Origin of the sequence: Pseudomonas sp. LW8 (assembly GCF_041956865.1) — a bacterium.
In the GTDB taxonomy this organism is placed as follows: Bacteria; Pseudomonadota; Gammaproteobacteria; order Pseudomonadales; family Pseudomonadaceae; genus Aquipseudomonas; species Aquipseudomonas siliginis.
This window is the reverse complement of the sequence record NZ_CP168138.1, coordinates 2,431,364-2,445,086: the sequence shown is the minus strand read 5'-3', so window position 1 is coordinate 2,445,086 and position 13,723 is coordinate 2,431,364. Positions and strand designations below refer to the sequence as shown.

Sequence of the window (13,723 nt, the reverse complement as noted above, 5' to 3'; positions counted from 1 at the left end):
GCTTCTGCGTTATCCGGGTATCGCTCAGAGCAGACGGCCGGGTGTCGCTCAGAGTTGTCCGGGCTGCTTCGATGGCATCCCGGACCCAGCGGATTGGCTATGCTTCAGGAGGATGACTTTTCGCAGAGGGATTTATGGACGATCCAATCGACAACAAACCGCCGAGTTTCTGGCAGATGCTGCACAGCGTCATGGCGGCGGCGTTCGGGGTGCAGAGCGGCAAGAACCGGGAAAGGGATTTTACCCACGGCAAACCCAGTCACTTTGTGATTCTGGGAGTTTTGTTCACGGCGGTGTTCGGCCTGACGCTGTTTGCCATCGTCAAGCTGGTGCTGTATCTGGCCGGGGTGTGATGGCACTGAACAGGCATCTGCCACAGGTTATCCGGGCCTTGGGAGAACGGCCCGGAAGCGCGGATGTTACTGGTGACTGACCCAGAAGACCGCTGTTCCTACTACGAGAATGATCAGGAACAAAATGGCCCACGCGTCGACACTGCTGTCGCTTTTTCTGGCTTTGGTCGGGTTGCTCATTGCATCGCCTCTTGTCGGTTTTATCGGTGATTGCACAAAGACTCGATCACAGTTAAGACGATGATTGTCCGCACGACAAATGTGGATTAGATGACCGGCATTCGCGTTAGGCGATTTGGTTCTTTACATATACTCAAACATCACTTTTGCGCATAACTGCAAACGGGTATATTGCCCCGGCTCCGTGACGGAGTGCGCGGCCGTGCGCGCAGAATTGCAGAGGCAACATCGGACTCCAGCAAGCGAAAACGCAGCGTTTTCCGAGAAGCCCAAGCCTGAGAACAGGACTTATATGTACGTATACGACGAGTACGATCAGCGGATCATCGAGGACCGCGTCAAGCAGTTCCGTGATCAGACCCGACGCTATCTGGCAGGTGAGCTGAGCGAAGAAGAATTCCGCCCCCTGCGCCTGCAAAATGGCCTGTATATCCAGCGTTTCGCGCCGATGTTGCGCGTGGCCGTGCCTTACGGCCAGCTGACTTCGCGCCAGGTGCGCATGATGGCGAAGATCGCCCGCGACTACGACAAGGGCTATGCCCACATCAGTACGCGGCAGAACGTGCAGTTCAACTGGCCGGCGGTTGAAGACATCCCGGACATCCTTGCTGAACTCGCGACCGTGCAGATGCACGCCATCCAGACCAGCGGCAACTGCCTGCGCAACGTCACCACCGACCAGTTTGCCGGCGTCGCCGCCGATGAAGTGATCGACCCGCGTCCATGGTGCGAAATCGTCCGTCAGTGGACCACGTTCCACCCGGAATTCGCCTACCTGCCGCGCAAATTCAAAATCGCCGTCAACGGTTCGACCAGTGACCGCGCAGCCATTGAAGTCCACGATATCGGTCTGGAACCTGTCCATAACGCTGCTGGCGAGCTGGGCTTCCGCGTGCTGGTTGGCGGCGGCCTCGGTCGTACGCCGGTGGTTGGCGCATTCATCAATGAATTCCTGCCGTGGCAAGACCTGCTGAGCTATCTCGACGCCATCCTGCGGGTGTACAACCGCTACGGCCGTCGCGACAACAAATACAAGGCGCGGATCAAGATCCTCGTCAAGGCGCTCACCCCTGAGGTGTTCGCGCAGAAAGTCGACGCGGAAATGGAGCACCTGCGCGGTGGCCAGACCACGCTGACCGAGGCTGAACTGCATCGCGTCGCCAAGCACTTCGTCGATCCGGACTACAAGACCCTCGACAACCAGACCGCGCAACTGGCCGATCTGGACAAAGAGCATCCGGGTTTCGCCCGCTGGCGCAGCCGCAACACCCTGGCGCACAAAAAACCGGGCTATGTCGCTGTGACGCTGTCGTTGAAGCCGACCGGCGTTGCCCCGGGCGACATTACCGACAAGCAGCTCGACGCCGTCGCCGATCTGGCCGAGCGCTACAGCTTCGGTCAACTGCGCACCTCCCACGAGCAGAACATCATTCTCGCCGATGTCGAGCAGAGCCAGTTGTTCACCCTCTGGGGCGAGTTGCGTGAAAGCGGTTTCGCCACGCCGAACATCGGCCTGCTGACTGACATCATCTGCTGCCCCGGTGGTGACTTCTGCTCGCTGGCCAACGCCAAATCGATCCCGATTGCCGAATCGATCCAGCGCCGTTTCGATGACCTGGATTACCTGTTCGACATTGGCGAACTGGACCTGAACATCTCCGGCTGCATGAACGCCTGCGGTCACCACCACGTTGGCCACATCGGCATCCTCGGTGTGGACAAGAAAGGCGAAGAGTTCTACCAGGTTTCCCTCGGCGGCAGCGCCAGCCGTGATGCGAGCCTGGGCAAGATCCTCGGCCCGTCCTTCGCACAGGAAGCCATGCCTGACGTGATCTCGAAGCTGATCGACGTGTACGTTGAACAACGTACCGAAGACGAGCGCTTCATCGACACTTATCAGCGTATTGGCATCGACCTCTTCAAGGAACGCGTCTATGCAGCGAATCATTAAGAACAACGAAGTCGTCGACGAAACCTGGCACCTGTTGCCGAAGGATTTCAACATCGATGAGATCAGCAACTGCGACGATCTGATCGTTCCTCTGCAGTTGTGGCGCGAGCACAGCCGCATGCTCAAGGCCCGCGACGGCGGTCTGGGCGTGTGGCTGGATGCTGACGAGGAAGCCGAAGAAATCGGTGAAGACGTCGGTGAGTTCCAGGTAATCGCGCTGAATTTCCCGGCGTTCACCGATGGCCGCAGTTACTCCAATGCCCGTCTGCTGCGTGACCGTTATGGTTTCAAAGGCGAGCTGCGCGCGATTGGCGACGTGCTGCGGGACCAGCTGTTCTACATGCACCGCTGTGGCTTCGACGCCTTTGCCATTCGCGCGGATAAAGACCCGTACGAAGCACTGGAAGGTCTCAAGGACTTCTCGGTGACCTACCAGGCCGCCAGTGACGAACCGCTGCCGCTGTTCCGTCGGCGCTAAGCCAGCGGGTTTATTGCGGACACAAAAACGCCGGTCATTGACCGGCGTTTTTTTATGCCTGGTGTTTACCAGAAACGTTGCTGAGTAAGACGACTCCACCAGCTCAACAGCACGCGGTCTACCGAACCGCTGGCGGCCATGCCGATGCGTTCCTGCAGGCTTTTACGCTCGGCGTAGTGCAGGTGATAAACCTCAGCCTGTTTGGCTTTCTGCGCCAGGTATTCATCGCTGGTCTTGAGCTCATCCACCAGTTGGTTTTCCAGCGCAGCGATACCGAGCCACACTTCACCGGTCGCCACCTCATCGATCGCCAGTTGCGGGCGGTACCGCGCCACGAAGTTTTTGAACAAGCGATGAGTGATGTCGAGGTCTTCCTGGAACTTCTCGCGGCCCTTTTCGGTGTTTTCGCCAAACACGGTCAGGGTGCGTTTGTATTCACCTGCGGTCAGCACTTCAAAGTCGATGTCATGCTTCTTCAAAAGGCGATTGACGTTAGGCAATTGCGCGACCACGCCGATCGAACCGAGGATGGCGAACGGTGCACTGATGATCTTGTCGCCGATGCAGGCCATCATGTAACCGCCACTGGCTGCGACCTTGTCGATACAAACGGTCAGTGGCACGCCCGCATCACGGATTCGCGCCAGTTGAGACGACGCCAGACCGTAGCTGTGCACCATGCCGCCGCCACTTTCCAGACGCAGGACTACTTCGTCCTTCGGCGTGGCCAGGGTCAGCAGTGCGGTGATCTCGTGGCGCAGGCTCTCGGTGGCGGAAGCCTTGATATCGCCGTCGAAGTCGAGCACGAACACCCGGGATTTGGTCTCAGGCTTGTTCTTCTGTTTTTTCGCGCTTTTTTCCGTTTTCGCTTCGCCCTTGCGCAATGCCTTGAGCTGATCCTTGTCGAGCAAGGTCTGCTCAAGGCGTTCACGCAGCCCCTTGTAGAAATCGTTGAGCTTGCTGACCTGCAACTGCCCTGCCGATTTGCGCCGGCCTTTGCTGCGCAACGCGGCGAAACTGGCGAGCACCACCAGAATGGCGATCACCAGTGTGACGGTCTTGGCCAGGAAGCTGGCGTATTCGGTGAAAAAATCCACAGAGACTCCTCAAAGCAATGCGTGACGGTGTATCACACGCGGAATGGCTCCAGCATACCCATGCGTCGGCTCGTCGGCCAGCCGTGAAACCTCTGGCAACACGCCTGTAACGGGCATTTCAAACAAGCGTATGTTTTTTCATTGACAGCCTTACGCCATCCTCATAACCTCGCCTGACCTTCAACGTACCGGGACGACGCGGACGTGGGCAGCATCTACTTGATACGACATGGCCAGGCCTCCTTTGGTGCAGACGATTACGATGTCCTGTCGCCGACCGGTGTGCGTCAGGCAGAAATTCTCGGCCAGCACCTCGCCGACCTTGATATCAGCTTCGATCGTTGCCTTGCCGGTGACCTGCGTCGCCAACAGCACACGGCCACCAGTGCACTGGAGCAATTCAGCGCCAGAGGCCTGCCGGTTCCAGTCCTCGAAACCGATTCCGCCTTCAACGAATTTGACGCCGACGCGGTGATCCGCGCCCTGCTCCCGGCCATGCTGCCGGAAGAGCCGGAAGCCCTCGACATCCTGCGCAACGCCGCGCAGAACCGCGGTGAATTCCAGCGCATCTTCGCCCTGATCGTCGAGCGCTGGCTTGCCGGCACCTACGACACACCCGGACTGGAAAGCTGGCTGGGTTTCGTCGAACGGGTTCAGGCCGGGCTGCACCGCATCCTCGATCTGGCAGAAAAGAACCAGAAAATCGCCGTGTTTACCTCCGGCGGCACCATCACTGCCCTGCTCCATCTGATTACGCAAATGCCTGCCAGGCAGGCCTTTGAATTGAACTGGCAAATCGTCAACACCTCGCTCAACCAACTGAAGTTTCGTGGTCGCGAGGTGGCTCTGGCTTCCTTCAACAGTCACGCACACCTGCAACTGCTGAAGGCCCCGGAACTCATCACTTTTCGCTGAGTCCGGCTTACTGTGACCCTGGCTGTAACCACCCAGCTCCCATGACCAAGAAAGGATCGAACCATGACCTCCGTAGCTGATGCCGTAAAAGCAATGCAAGCCAAGTTCAACCCAGCCGCCGCTGCCGGTCTGGATCTGGTCTTCGGTTTCAAAATCACCGACGAAGACAAGCAATACGCACTGATCGTCAAAGACGGCACCTGCAACATTCAGGAAGGCGAAAACCCGGACGCCAACTGCACGCTGGTGCTGGATAGCGAAACCCTGAAAGGTATCGTCAGCGGCGAGACCGACGGCATGCAGGCCTTCATGAGCGGCAAGCTGCGCGTTGAAGGCGACATGATGCTGTCGATGAAACTGTCCGAGCTGTTCCCTTCGTAAGAAGCTTCTTGGTAAAACACAAATCCCGCTTATTGGCGGGATTTGTCGTTTCAACCATTGAAGACATGGCAACGTGAGTTAACGCTTGGCTGAAGCCGTCCCATCAAGCTCTTTTTTTACCTGGAGGTATGCCGCCTCTTCATCACTTTTTTCGATCAGATTCGAAGCCATCGAGCGGGGCAGGAGTTTCTTTTCTGTCACGTCCCAATCGATCGTAACGACCACGGTCTTGTTTGCAAACGTGATGAAAAGCCAATAGGAATCCACCGGCCTGTCAGGCTCGGCAAATGAACTATAGGCATACCGTATCTGGCGGTGCAGGTCCGGCGTATTCAGAATGAGGTCTTCGGTGTCCAACTTCGGAAACTGCCGCCCTACAGCGAATAACGCTTCTGTCAAGAGAACATCATTCTCAATATGTCGCAAACTTTCAGGCCTATTGCGCAGCATGGTCACTGGGCTCTCTTCAGGCGGAGTACCCATGAGACGCGGGCGATACATACCTGAACTGAACCACCGGCTGGCGTCGAAACGGTTTTCTTCCGGACTCCACGGGCCGTAATACATCATTACTTTGGCTGGCATCTGGGCTTCCTTGGCGTAAATAAATAGTCCTGCAAAGCTGACAGCAATCAACAAGACACATAAGACGTGACGTTTGCCTATAAACTTCAGGAGCGTCATAGCGGTTTATAGGCAAGCAGGTGTTTGGGTACGCCGTCCGGTGTATCACCTGATCGAACGTCACGATGTGCGCCTAAGGCATCCAGCGGAAATCCAATCTTTCGTTCATACAATGCTCGGCTGTCATCGTGCGCCAGCAAATTGCGCTCTTCTTCAGAGACTGTTGGCGTCGGCGCCTGCGGCGCCTGTTCATCAGGTAATTGCGCCGTTGGGTCTTTGAGGGTCTTGCGATGTTCGATCAGCTTTCGTTCATAAGCGGTTTTTCGACTCAAATAATTCCGCATCGCTCGCCCATCAGCTGCTTCTCTTTCACGAATTCCCGGCACAGATCCCCGTTCCGCGGCAGTACCATAAGTCGTGTCGTAGTTGCTGCGTCTTGGAAATGCCCACACGGTGGTCCGGGTAGCATTAGCAAGAATCTGCGCCAGGCTGCGCTCGTAATGAGGATCTTCTGTTTCATTGACCTTGAAGTCGGCATCGATACCCAAACCTGTGCGACAAGCGTAGGAGTGAATTTTCGCACCATAGGCAAACGCTTCGGGCTTGAACATACTCGCTTGTGCATCACGCAGACGGTAGCTATCGTTTTTATCCAGCTCGTAGCCCAACTCGATACTGCCCACCACACCATGGGAAAAAAAGTCGAGCTGTTTGATCTCGCGCCCGCGGCGTTGCCGAGCTGCGATGAAATCCACAAGACCGGATATCGAGTCCATCTCTCGGTACTGGGCCCCGTGCTGATTTTCGACAACGTCCTTCAAAGCCGTCAGCAAGTTCTCCGGATAGTCATTTTTGAAAATCAGAAATACACGCTGGATTGTGAAGTTTGGAGTGCCGATTGGATACTTTGTGAGTTGGCGGATACCCTGATTGATAAAGCGCATCTTGTTGCCCTTCTGGCCACGAACCTTTTCATAAAGGGACATGTAAGACGCACCCACAACCGTTACGTAATCCTGTGCCAGCGTACCTTTCACTTGGGTCGTTGTATGTTGATCGCTTGTTCGAGCTTGATTCTTTTTGGGGGCTGCCACCTGCCACCTCCCTTAGTAATCTAGGCCGAGCGCATCGAGATGGGCGGCGGCTTCCTTACCCCACTGCACAACTATCGAAGTCGGGTTGGCCGTAAACACTCGCGCGGCGTTACCATGACTATCGGTATGGCCGACGAGACGCTGCCCGTCACCCGTTTCGATGCAATAGAGCATGTCGGGAATAGCTTCGCCAGTGGCCTCATCAACCAGTTGGAAGCGCTCGCTGTGTTTAGGAACAGTGATAATCGGGGAGAAAGGTGCGGAACCGACCTGGGTGCCGACAAAAACGTCGCCAGAGCCCGTGATTATCATGCCTCCGTGGGCCGTTGCACTGCCCAAGAAAGCAATAGGCTTGCCATTGATCAAAATATTGCTGATGCCTTCGGTGACAGTATCTCCGCACGCTGTGGTGTCTCCGACACGCAAAACTGGCATTCCATTGATGTTTACATCACCGGAACCGCTGTTACTGGGATTGGTGCCATGGCCTGTGATCGGGCATGCATTAAGATCGCTGAGTCGAGCGGCAGGCTTTGCCATCTTTAACTTCCTTGTAGTAAGCGTGGGCGCGAAATGTACCGGATCTTTATATTGGTTGAAAGCTTCAATCCAGACGTAGAATGCGAGCCGCCGCGAATGTAGCTGGCAGCGACTCATCGGCCCTTGATCGCTCCCGGAACCTGGAAATTGTCGTGTCGGATTCGCAGGCCCACACAAATCCGATCAACCCTCCTGCAACAACCGCGTATCCAGCCCAAACCGCTCTTGCGAAACCATCCTGAACTGACCTTCCGCCAGATCGCAACTCACCAGCAAATTCCACGAGTGTCGGGTGGCCACCGAAGGCACCAGAACAAATGGATGTTCAGCCAGCAGTGCGTCGGCAAACTTTCGCTGGTTGGGCGAGGTTTTGATCGGCGTGAGCCAATGCGGATTGGGCACATCTTCCGGTTGCACGATTCTGACGCTGGCGTCGTGGGTGATTTCAAAACAGGTCAATACATAGGGCTCCTGATCAAGTGCATCGAAGCTGCCGTGGGCGGCTACCTCCAGAATTGCCGTGGATGGGTCGACCGACGCATAAACGACTCTGCGGCCAGGGGTATTCCAGCGACCGCCGTCCCGTTTCGACCCCAGGCCGCTGTCCCAGGTCTCGCTGTACACCTCGCGATCCAGCCGCCACGCGTACCAGCGATCATCCCAGGGCAAGGGATTCATTGATAAACCCCGTATTTGATCTGGTTCAGATACTCCTCCACCATCCTGAAGCCCAACGCATTTCCAACCAGATCGAGCGGCACATAACCGTAGAAGTAAGTGGCGCGTTGCTCCAGCCATGATTCGGCCTTGGCCTGTCGCCCGAACACCTCGATGGCCAGCTCCAGCGCTGCCGCATATTGGTAGGCGATGATGCTCTGCGGCGTGTCCAGGCGCACCGACGCGCCTTCCTTGAGCAGACGTCGCACGGTTCTCACAGATTTGCCGGTGATACGTTTGACCATCTCTCCCTGTTGGTACAGTTCGGAGGTTGCGATCATGTTGACCACATCGAGCAGCGCAAATCCTTCGGCTGTGCAGCGCAGAATGAGCATCGGATCGTCGCCGGTGTCCTGCCCTCGCAACAGCAATTCCAGAGGTTTGCCCTCAAGCTTCTTCAAGCCCGTGAGCCGGGGCACTTTGGCGCTCGGCATGGCAACGTCCTCCGAGGGGCATCTCGCGCGGTCGTCGCGCCAGTAATGACGAGGCGAGTAAGCAGGCGTATGGCTTTCAATCAGTGGGATTCGCATAGTCCATCCTTTGTCCAGGTCCAGAGCGATCTGTGCGCTCGATGACTTCAATGTCAGGACTGATCCTATAGATCCGGCGTCCGACGACCAACCTGAAAAAGTCGTCAGAAATATCCCCTCATCTGATCAAAACGCTCCTGTTTCCGTAGGACTTAAACGGAATTTTCAGCGGTTTAATCCGTTGTGGCTTTCAAGTTGGGGAGAGGGACTTTTGACTTACAATGCGCTCCACCTTCAGATATCGGCCCCGCCCCATGGACATCGACCTCGCCCGCACTTTCCTCGAAATCGTCCGCCACGGCAGTCTTGCCGCCGCCGCGCAGAAGCTGTTCGTCACACAAACGGCGATCACCGCACGGGTGCAGAAACTCGAAGGCCAGCTGGGCAGTACGCTGTTCGTGCGCAATCGCGCCGGGGCGAAGTTGACGGCCAATGGCGAAGCGTTCGTGGTCTACGCCAATCAACTGGTGCAGACCTGGGAAGCCGCGCGCCGCGACTTGCCGCTGCCCGAGGGTTATCACAACGTTCTGCACATTGGCGGTGAGGTCAGCCTGTGCAACCCGCTGATGCTCAGTTGGGCGGCGGGACTGCGGGAGAAAATCCCCGGCCACGCACTGCGCATGGAAATTCGCGACGGCGAAAATCTTTTGCGTCAGCTCGAACTCGGTGTGCTCGATGCGGCGCTGGTTTATCAACCGGAATACTGGCCGGGATTGCAGGTCGAGCAAGTGCTGGAGGAAAAACTGATTCTGGTGCGCGCGCCCGAGCGTCCGGAGCCTTACGTCTACATCGATTGGGGACCGGACTTTCGTCGTCAGCACGACGCCGCCCTGCCGGAAAAAGCCAAAGCCGCGCTGAGCTTCAACCTTGGCCCGCTGGCCCTGCAATACATCCTCGAACATGGTGGCAGCGGTTATTTCCGTACCCGGGTCGTGCGCACTTATCTGGAGACCGGCGCGCTGGAAGCCGTCACCAAAGCCCCGGAATTCGGTTATCCGACCTATCTGGTGTATTCCCGCGATCGCGACTCGGCAGTGCTGCAACAGGCCTTCGATCTGTTGCGCGAGGTGATCCGCACCGATGACGACTGGTCGCAGCGCTGGAACCCGTTGAGCTGACGGGCAGCTTCAGTCCAGAGCATGGCGCTTAAGGCCGCAAGGTTCGCCCTGCACAAGTCAGCGGATCGGCTAATCTGCCGGGTATAACAACAATACCCGCAGGTGAAAGCGTTGAGGCAGACCACCGAGGCATTCCGCAGCCGCTACCGTGCGGCCATTCATCCTTTATACAACCCGTGGTTGCATGGCGCGTTCGTGTTGCTGTTCGGCATTTTCGCCGTCGCTGCGTTCTGGCGCACGGTGCATTCAGTGAGCTGGCTGGAATGGCTGACAGTGCCGCTGAGCCTGTTGTTGTTCAACTTCGGCGTGTACATGGTCCATCGTCATTTAGGCCATCACAAAAAAGCTTTCGCAAAGATGTTCTACGCACGACATGCCGGCGACCATCACAGCTTTTTCACCCCCGGCCATATGACCTACGACAGCGCGCGGGACTGGCGAGTGATTCTGTTTCCAGCCTGGCTGATCGTCATTCATACGCTATTGATCACCCTGCCCCTCTGGTGGCTGCTCGCGCAGGTCAACGCCAATGTCGCCGGGCTGTTTGCCGGGTGCATGGTGCTCGGTTATCTGCTCTATGAGGTATTCCATGCCTGTGAACATCTGCCACCGCAGAATCCGTTGACTCGTTTGCCGTGGATTCGCCAGATGCGCGGTCTGCACGAACTGCATCACCGCCGCGAGCGCATGCAGGAGCGCAATTTCAACATCGTTCTGCCCTTGATGGACTACCTGTTCGGCACGCTGTACCGCGAGCCGGAACCCGCCCCTTTGAGTGATTCGCAAATGCCCACGACGCGCATGCAGCACCAGATCGATATCGCCGGCGAACCGGTCGCCGTGCTGGCTTATGCCGCCAGCGTCAGTCACTGGCCGGACTGGCATCCCTCCTCATTGAAGATTGCCGGTGCGCAAGGTCCACTGCATGCCGGTGCACGTTTCGAAGAGGACATCCATGCCGGCGGACGTGCCGGTCACTTGCGTTGGGAGGTTACTGAATATCTGCCGGGCCGGCGCTGGTGCGCACGCGCGCAAAGTGATCAGGGCTTGTCCCTGCGGTTGACTTACGAGTGCTCAGCGGAGGCTGGCGGCACGCGTTTCGTGCGCACGCTGGAATATCGCTTTGACGGTTTGCTCATGCGTCTTGCCAATCGCCTGCTGCTCAAGCGGCGCATCGAGCGCGAATCTGCCGCATCCATGCTCGCCCTGCGCGACATGGCTGCGCAGTTTATCGGCGCGGCGAGGGCCAGCGCGTGAAATTACGTTATGTGCTGTGCCTGCTGATCGTTCTCGTCATCGCCTTCTTGTTGTTGCTGCCGACCAAGGTCGAACCGGTCGCCTGGACGCCGCCACTGGCGCCGTCATTGAAAGACGGGATCTACGCGGACAACCAGCGCCTCAAAGCTGTGGCGAAGGTCGGGCCGAGCGACATTGAAGGGCCTGAGGCGTTGCTACTGGAAGACGAATTCCTCATCACCGGATTGCATGACGGCAGGCTCATCCGTAGCAGCCTCGACGGTACGCAGCGCAAGGTCCTGGCCGACACCGGTGGCCGTCCACTGGGCCTGGCCCGTCATCCGAATGGCATGCTGGTAGTTGCCGATGCGGTCAAAGGCTTGCTGTCGCTGGATGCGCAGGGCCGCGTGATTCCGTTGACCACCGAGGCCAACGGCGTGCCATTTGGATTTACCGATGATGTAGCGGTCGACAAGTCAGGCCACTACGCCTACTTCAGCGATGCCTCGAGCCGTTGGGGCTATGGTCATGACGGCGAGGCGATCATTGAGCACGGCGCCGACGGACGTCTGCTTCGCTACGACTTTCAAACCGGCAAGACCAGCGTCTTGCTCGACAAGTTGCAGTTTGCCAATGGCGTCACTCTTGGTCCGGACGAGGCCTATGTGCTGGTCAACGAGACCGGTGCTTACCGCATCAGTCGCTACTGGCTGAGCGGGCCGAAGGCCGGTACCCATGATGTGTTCATCGACAACTTGCCGGGGCTTCCGGACAACCTCTCGTTCAATGGCAGCAATCGCTTTTGGGTAGCGCTGTATGCGCCGCGCAATGCCTTGCTCGATGGCACCGCTGAACACCCGTTCGTGCGTAAGATGATCGTGCGGGCTTTGACGGTTTTACCCAAGCCTGTCGAAAAGCGTGGGTTTGTGCTGGGACTGGATCTGGACGGCAAGGTGATTGCCAATCTGCAGGACGCGAGCGAAGGCAATTATTCGCCGATTACCACGGTGCGCGAGTATGGGCAGTGGTTGTATTTCGGCTCGTTGAAGGCCATGCATATGGGGCGAATGGGGTTGGATGCGGCGCTTAAGTAAAACAGAAAAATTTTCACCGTATGGACCGACGATATCGCTGGCAAGCCAGCTCCCACAGTGTCCGTGTGAACTCCAAATATGTGTTCACCAGATGAACCTGTGGGAGCTGGCTTGCCAGCGATAGCGGTCTGTCAGTTGCCGGACCGGTCGAACTTGTCCGGATCTTCATCCTCCGGCAGTTCCTTCACGGTTTTTTCCGGATGCGCAGTGGTATGCGCCGGGCTGTTCGGTTCAGGACGGGTAGGAATCGGGTCGAAACCACCCTGCTCTTCACTGGGGAATTTGGGGTCGTTCATAAGGCACCTCGCAAAGAGTCGATGGTTTGCAGACTCTGCACATTGGAGGTGCCATTGGCCGTAGCCGTTCCCTTCAGAAAATGACCACGGGTCGGGGGACTACTGTCCCGTCAGCGGCTGCCCGGCGAGTTGAGCAACGATCTGTTCCTTGACGATCACGCGCTTCTCTTTGAGCTTTTTCAATTCGTCGTCAGTGGGGGCGTCTGACTGGGCGTTCTCGGCTTCGACCACGGCTTTATCCACGTCGAAATACTTGTTGAGCAGCGAATCCAGCTTCGGATCCTCGGAGCGTTTTTGCTCGATCTCTTCCTTCTTGCAGCCCAGGTCCTGATACAGATCATGTGAAACCGGCATGAAACACCTCCATCAATTTGATCGACAACCAGCGCGACCGATGCGCTGACTCATTATCAGCATGGCCTTGCCCGATGACTTCTGTCGACTCCCTGTCAGACCAGCGGTTGCCGTTCGTCGCCCTGTCGTAAATGCGATAAAACCTTTGGCGTCTGCGCTCGCTCCATTGGATAACGCTCACAAAAACCTGCGTGGAGATACCCAATGGACGGATTCAACCTGCGTCATCTCGCTCTGGCTGTTGCACTGTCTGCCGGCATGGGCAGCGCCTTTGCCGCAACCGACAACGACTTTGTCGACAATGCCGCCGCTGGTGGCATCGCCGAAATCGAAACCAGCAAGCTGGCACTGGAAAAAAGCCAGTCAGCCGACATCAAAGCCTTCGCTAACCAAATGATCGCTGATCACACCAAGGCCAATGAAGAGCTGAAGAAGATCGCGACCACCAATGACATCGAAGTCCCTGACGACACCACCCTGGTCAAACAAGCCAAGGAAAAAATTCTCGACATGCGCGATGAATCCTTCGATGCGGCCTACGCCAACAACCAGGTCAAGGCTCACGAAGAGACCATCGAGCTGTTCAAGAAGCAGGCGAACACCGTGACCGATGACAAGGCCAAGGGCGCTACTGAGCTGAAAGCGTTCGCGCAGAAGATGCTGCCAGCGCTGGAAAAACACCTGGCCCACGCCAAAGAGCTGCAAGCCAAACATCCGAGCAAGTAACCGGCCGGCAATAAAAAGGCCGCATCCTTCGATGCGGCC

The 13,723-nt window shown here is 57.2% G+C and carries 17 protein-coding genes; 9 read left to right on the top strand and 8 right to left on the bottom strand.

Going from position 1 to position 13,723, the window contains the following annotated elements; translation table 11 throughout:
* Positions 1 to 134: 134 nt before the first annotated feature.
* The 3 genes from AB9L16_RS11025 to AB9L16_RS11015 all read left to right on the top strand — a co-directional run bounded on the left by AB9L16_RS11025 (position 135) and on the right by AB9L16_RS11015 (position 2,962).
* Complete coding sequence (locus AB9L16_RS11025; RefSeq protein WP_041478699.1) at positions 135 to 353, top strand: DUF2970 domain-containing protein; 219 nt, start codon at positions 135 to 137, stop codon at positions 351 to 353.
* Positions 354 to 825: 472 nt separating this feature from the next.
* Positions 826 to 2,484: a nitrite/sulfite reductase gene (locus tag AB9L16_RS11020; RefSeq protein ID WP_236168998.1), complete on the top strand. Its 1,659-nt coding sequence runs from the start codon at positions 826 to 828 to the stop codon at positions 2,482 to 2,484.
* Complete coding sequence (locus AB9L16_RS11015; protein WP_041478697.1) at positions 2,468 to 2,962, top strand: DUF934 domain-containing protein; 495 nt, start codon at positions 2,468 to 2,470, stop codon at positions 2,960 to 2,962. The genes AB9L16_RS11020 and AB9L16_RS11015 overlap by 17 nt, the downstream gene beginning before the upstream one ends.
* 65 nt (positions 2,963 to 3,027) lie before the next feature.
* Here the strand turns inward: AB9L16_RS11015 and sohB are convergent, their stop codons facing one another.
* Positions 3,028 to 4,059 carry a protease SohB gene (gene sohB, locus AB9L16_RS11010; protein WP_016774479.1) on the bottom strand — a complete coding sequence of 344 codons (1,032 nt, stop codon included), beginning with the start codon at positions 4,057 to 4,059 and terminating at the stop codon, positions 3,028 to 3,030.
* Positions 4,060 to 4,263: 204 nt separating this feature from the next.
* Between sohB and AB9L16_RS11005 the strand changes: the two genes are divergently transcribed.
* Together AB9L16_RS11005 and AB9L16_RS11000 are read left to right on the top strand one after the other, a co-directional pair.
* Positions 4,264 to 4,974, top strand: a complete 711-nt coding sequence (locus AB9L16_RS11005) for a histidine phosphatase family protein (RefSeq protein ID WP_252869341.1) — start codon at positions 4,264 to 4,266, stop codon at positions 4,972 to 4,974.
* Positions 4,975 to 5,037: 63 nt separating this feature from the next.
* Positions 5,038 to 5,355, top strand: coding sequence for an SCP2 sterol-binding domain-containing protein (locus tag AB9L16_RS11000; protein ID WP_095179730.1), 318 nt, complete (start codon positions 5,038 to 5,040; stop codon positions 5,353 to 5,355).
* A 78-nt stretch (positions 5,356 to 5,433) separates the two neighbouring features.
* Here the strand turns inward: AB9L16_RS11000 and AB9L16_RS10995 are convergent, their stop codons facing one another.
* From AB9L16_RS10995 to AB9L16_RS10975, 5 genes are all read right to left on the bottom strand, one after another.
* Entirely contained in the window at positions 5,434 to 5,940 is a 507-nt protein-coding gene (locus AB9L16_RS10995; protein WP_130929838.1) for a hypothetical protein, read from the bottom strand.
* Positions 5,941 to 6,035: 95 nt separating this feature from the next.
* Positions 6,036 to 7,073, bottom strand: a complete 1,038-nt coding sequence (locus tag AB9L16_RS10990; RefSeq protein WP_375123544.1) for a hypothetical protein — start codon at positions 7,071 to 7,073, stop codon at positions 6,036 to 6,038.
* Positions 7,074 to 7,085: 12 nt separating this feature from the next.
* Positions 7,086 to 7,613: a PAAR domain-containing protein gene (locus AB9L16_RS10985; RefSeq protein ID WP_041478692.1), complete on the bottom strand. Its 528-nt coding sequence runs from the start codon at positions 7,611 to 7,613 to the stop codon at positions 7,086 to 7,088.
* Between the two features lie 183 nt (positions 7,614 to 7,796).
* Positions 7,797 to 8,291 (bottom strand): RES family NAD+ phosphorylase, encoded by a 495-nt coding sequence (locus tag AB9L16_RS10980; RefSeq protein WP_016774476.1) that lies wholly within the window; start codon positions 8,289 to 8,291, stop codon positions 7,797 to 7,799.
* Positions 8,288 to 8,764, bottom strand: a complete 477-nt coding sequence (locus AB9L16_RS10975) for an MbcA/ParS/Xre antitoxin family protein (protein WP_252869548.1) — start codon at positions 8,762 to 8,764, stop codon at positions 8,288 to 8,290. The genes AB9L16_RS10980 and AB9L16_RS10975 overlap by 4 nt, the downstream gene beginning before the upstream one ends.
* Before the next feature lie 350 nt (positions 8,765 to 9,114).
* On the opposite strand from AB9L16_RS10975, the gene AB9L16_RS10970 reads away from it, so the two are divergent.
* From AB9L16_RS10970 to AB9L16_RS10960, 3 genes are all read left to right on the top strand, one after another.
* Positions 9,115 to 9,978 carry a LysR family transcriptional regulator gene (locus AB9L16_RS10970; protein ID WP_375123543.1) on the top strand — a complete coding sequence of 288 codons (864 nt, stop codon included), beginning with the start codon at positions 9,115 to 9,117 and terminating at the stop codon, positions 9,976 to 9,978.
* A gap of 111 nt (positions 9,979 to 10,089) precedes the next feature.
* Positions 10,090 to 11,235, top strand: coding sequence for an SRPBCC family protein (locus AB9L16_RS10965; RefSeq protein ID WP_375123542.1), 1,146 nt, complete (start codon positions 10,090 to 10,092; stop codon positions 11,233 to 11,235).
* Entirely contained in the window at positions 11,232 to 12,308 is a 1,077-nt protein-coding gene (locus AB9L16_RS10960; RefSeq protein ID WP_150635537.1) for an SMP-30/gluconolactonase/LRE family protein, read from the top strand. Before AB9L16_RS10965 ends, AB9L16_RS10960 begins: the two co-directional genes overlap by 4 nt.
* Positions 12,309 to 12,439: 131 nt before the next feature.
* On the opposite strand, the gene AB9L16_RS10955 is transcribed toward AB9L16_RS10960, so the two are convergent.
* Positions 12,440 to 12,604: a hypothetical protein gene (locus AB9L16_RS10955; RefSeq protein WP_167351301.1), complete on the bottom strand. Its 165-nt coding sequence runs from the start codon at positions 12,602 to 12,604 to the stop codon at positions 12,440 to 12,442.
* 99 nt (positions 12,605 to 12,703) lie between these two features.
* Positions 12,704 to 12,958: a DUF465 domain-containing protein gene (locus tag AB9L16_RS10950; protein ID WP_041478686.1), complete on the bottom strand. Its 255-nt coding sequence runs from the start codon at positions 12,956 to 12,958 to the stop codon at positions 12,704 to 12,706.
* A gap of 204 nt (positions 12,959 to 13,162) precedes the next feature.
* Between AB9L16_RS10950 and AB9L16_RS10945 the strand changes: the two genes are divergently transcribed.
* Positions 13,163 to 13,684 (top strand): DUF4142 domain-containing protein, encoded by a 522-nt coding sequence (locus tag AB9L16_RS10945; RefSeq protein WP_056785185.1) that lies wholly within the window; start codon positions 13,163 to 13,165, stop codon positions 13,682 to 13,684.
* The last annotated feature ends 39 nt before the right edge of the window (positions 13,685 to 13,723 follow it).

Excerpts from the sequence above, each read along its gene's own strand:
- AB9L16_RS11025 (WP_041478699.1), top strand. The coding sequence starts at position 135 with ATGGACGATCCAATCGACAACAAACCGCCGAGTTTCTGGCAGATGCTG.
- AB9L16_RS11020 (WP_236168998.1), top strand. The coding sequence starts at position 826 with ATGTACGTATACGACGAGTACGATCAGCGGATCATCGAGGACCGCGTC.
- AB9L16_RS11015 (WP_041478697.1), top strand. The coding sequence starts at position 2,468 with ATGCAGCGAATCATTAAGAACAACGAAGTCGTCGACGAAACCTGGCAC.
- AB9L16_RS11000 (WP_095179730.1), top strand. The coding sequence starts at position 5,038 with ATGACCTCCGTAGCTGATGCCGTAAAAGCAATGCAAGCCAAGTTCAAC.
- AB9L16_RS10995 (WP_130929838.1), bottom strand. The coding sequence starts at position 5,940 with ATGCCAGCCAAAGTAATGATGTATTACGGCCCGTGGAGTCCGGAAGAA.
- AB9L16_RS10985 (WP_041478692.1), bottom strand. The coding sequence starts at position 7,613 with ATGGCAAAGCCTGCCGCTCGACTCAGCGATCTTAATGCATGCCCGATC.
- AB9L16_RS10980 (WP_016774476.1), bottom strand. The coding sequence starts at position 8,291 with ATGAATCCCTTGCCCTGGGATGATCGCTGGTACGCGTGGCGGCTGGAT.
- AB9L16_RS10975 (WP_252869548.1), bottom strand. The coding sequence starts at position 8,764 with ATGCCGAGCGCCAAAGTGCCCCGGCTCACGGGCTTGAAGAAGCTTGAG.
- AB9L16_RS10970 (WP_375123543.1), top strand. The coding sequence starts at position 9,115 with ATGGACATCGACCTCGCCCGCACTTTCCTCGAAATCGTCCGCCACGGC.
- AB9L16_RS10955 (WP_167351301.1), bottom strand. The coding sequence starts at position 12,604 with ATGAACGACCCCAAATTCCCCAGTGAAGAGCAGGGTGGTTTCGACCCG.
- AB9L16_RS10950 (WP_041478686.1), bottom strand. The coding sequence starts at position 12,958 with ATGCCGGTTTCACATGATCTGTATCAGGACCTGGGCTGCAAGAAGGAA.
- AB9L16_RS10945 (WP_056785185.1), top strand. The coding sequence starts at position 13,163 with ATGGACGGATTCAACCTGCGTCATCTCGCTCTGGCTGTTGCACTGTCT.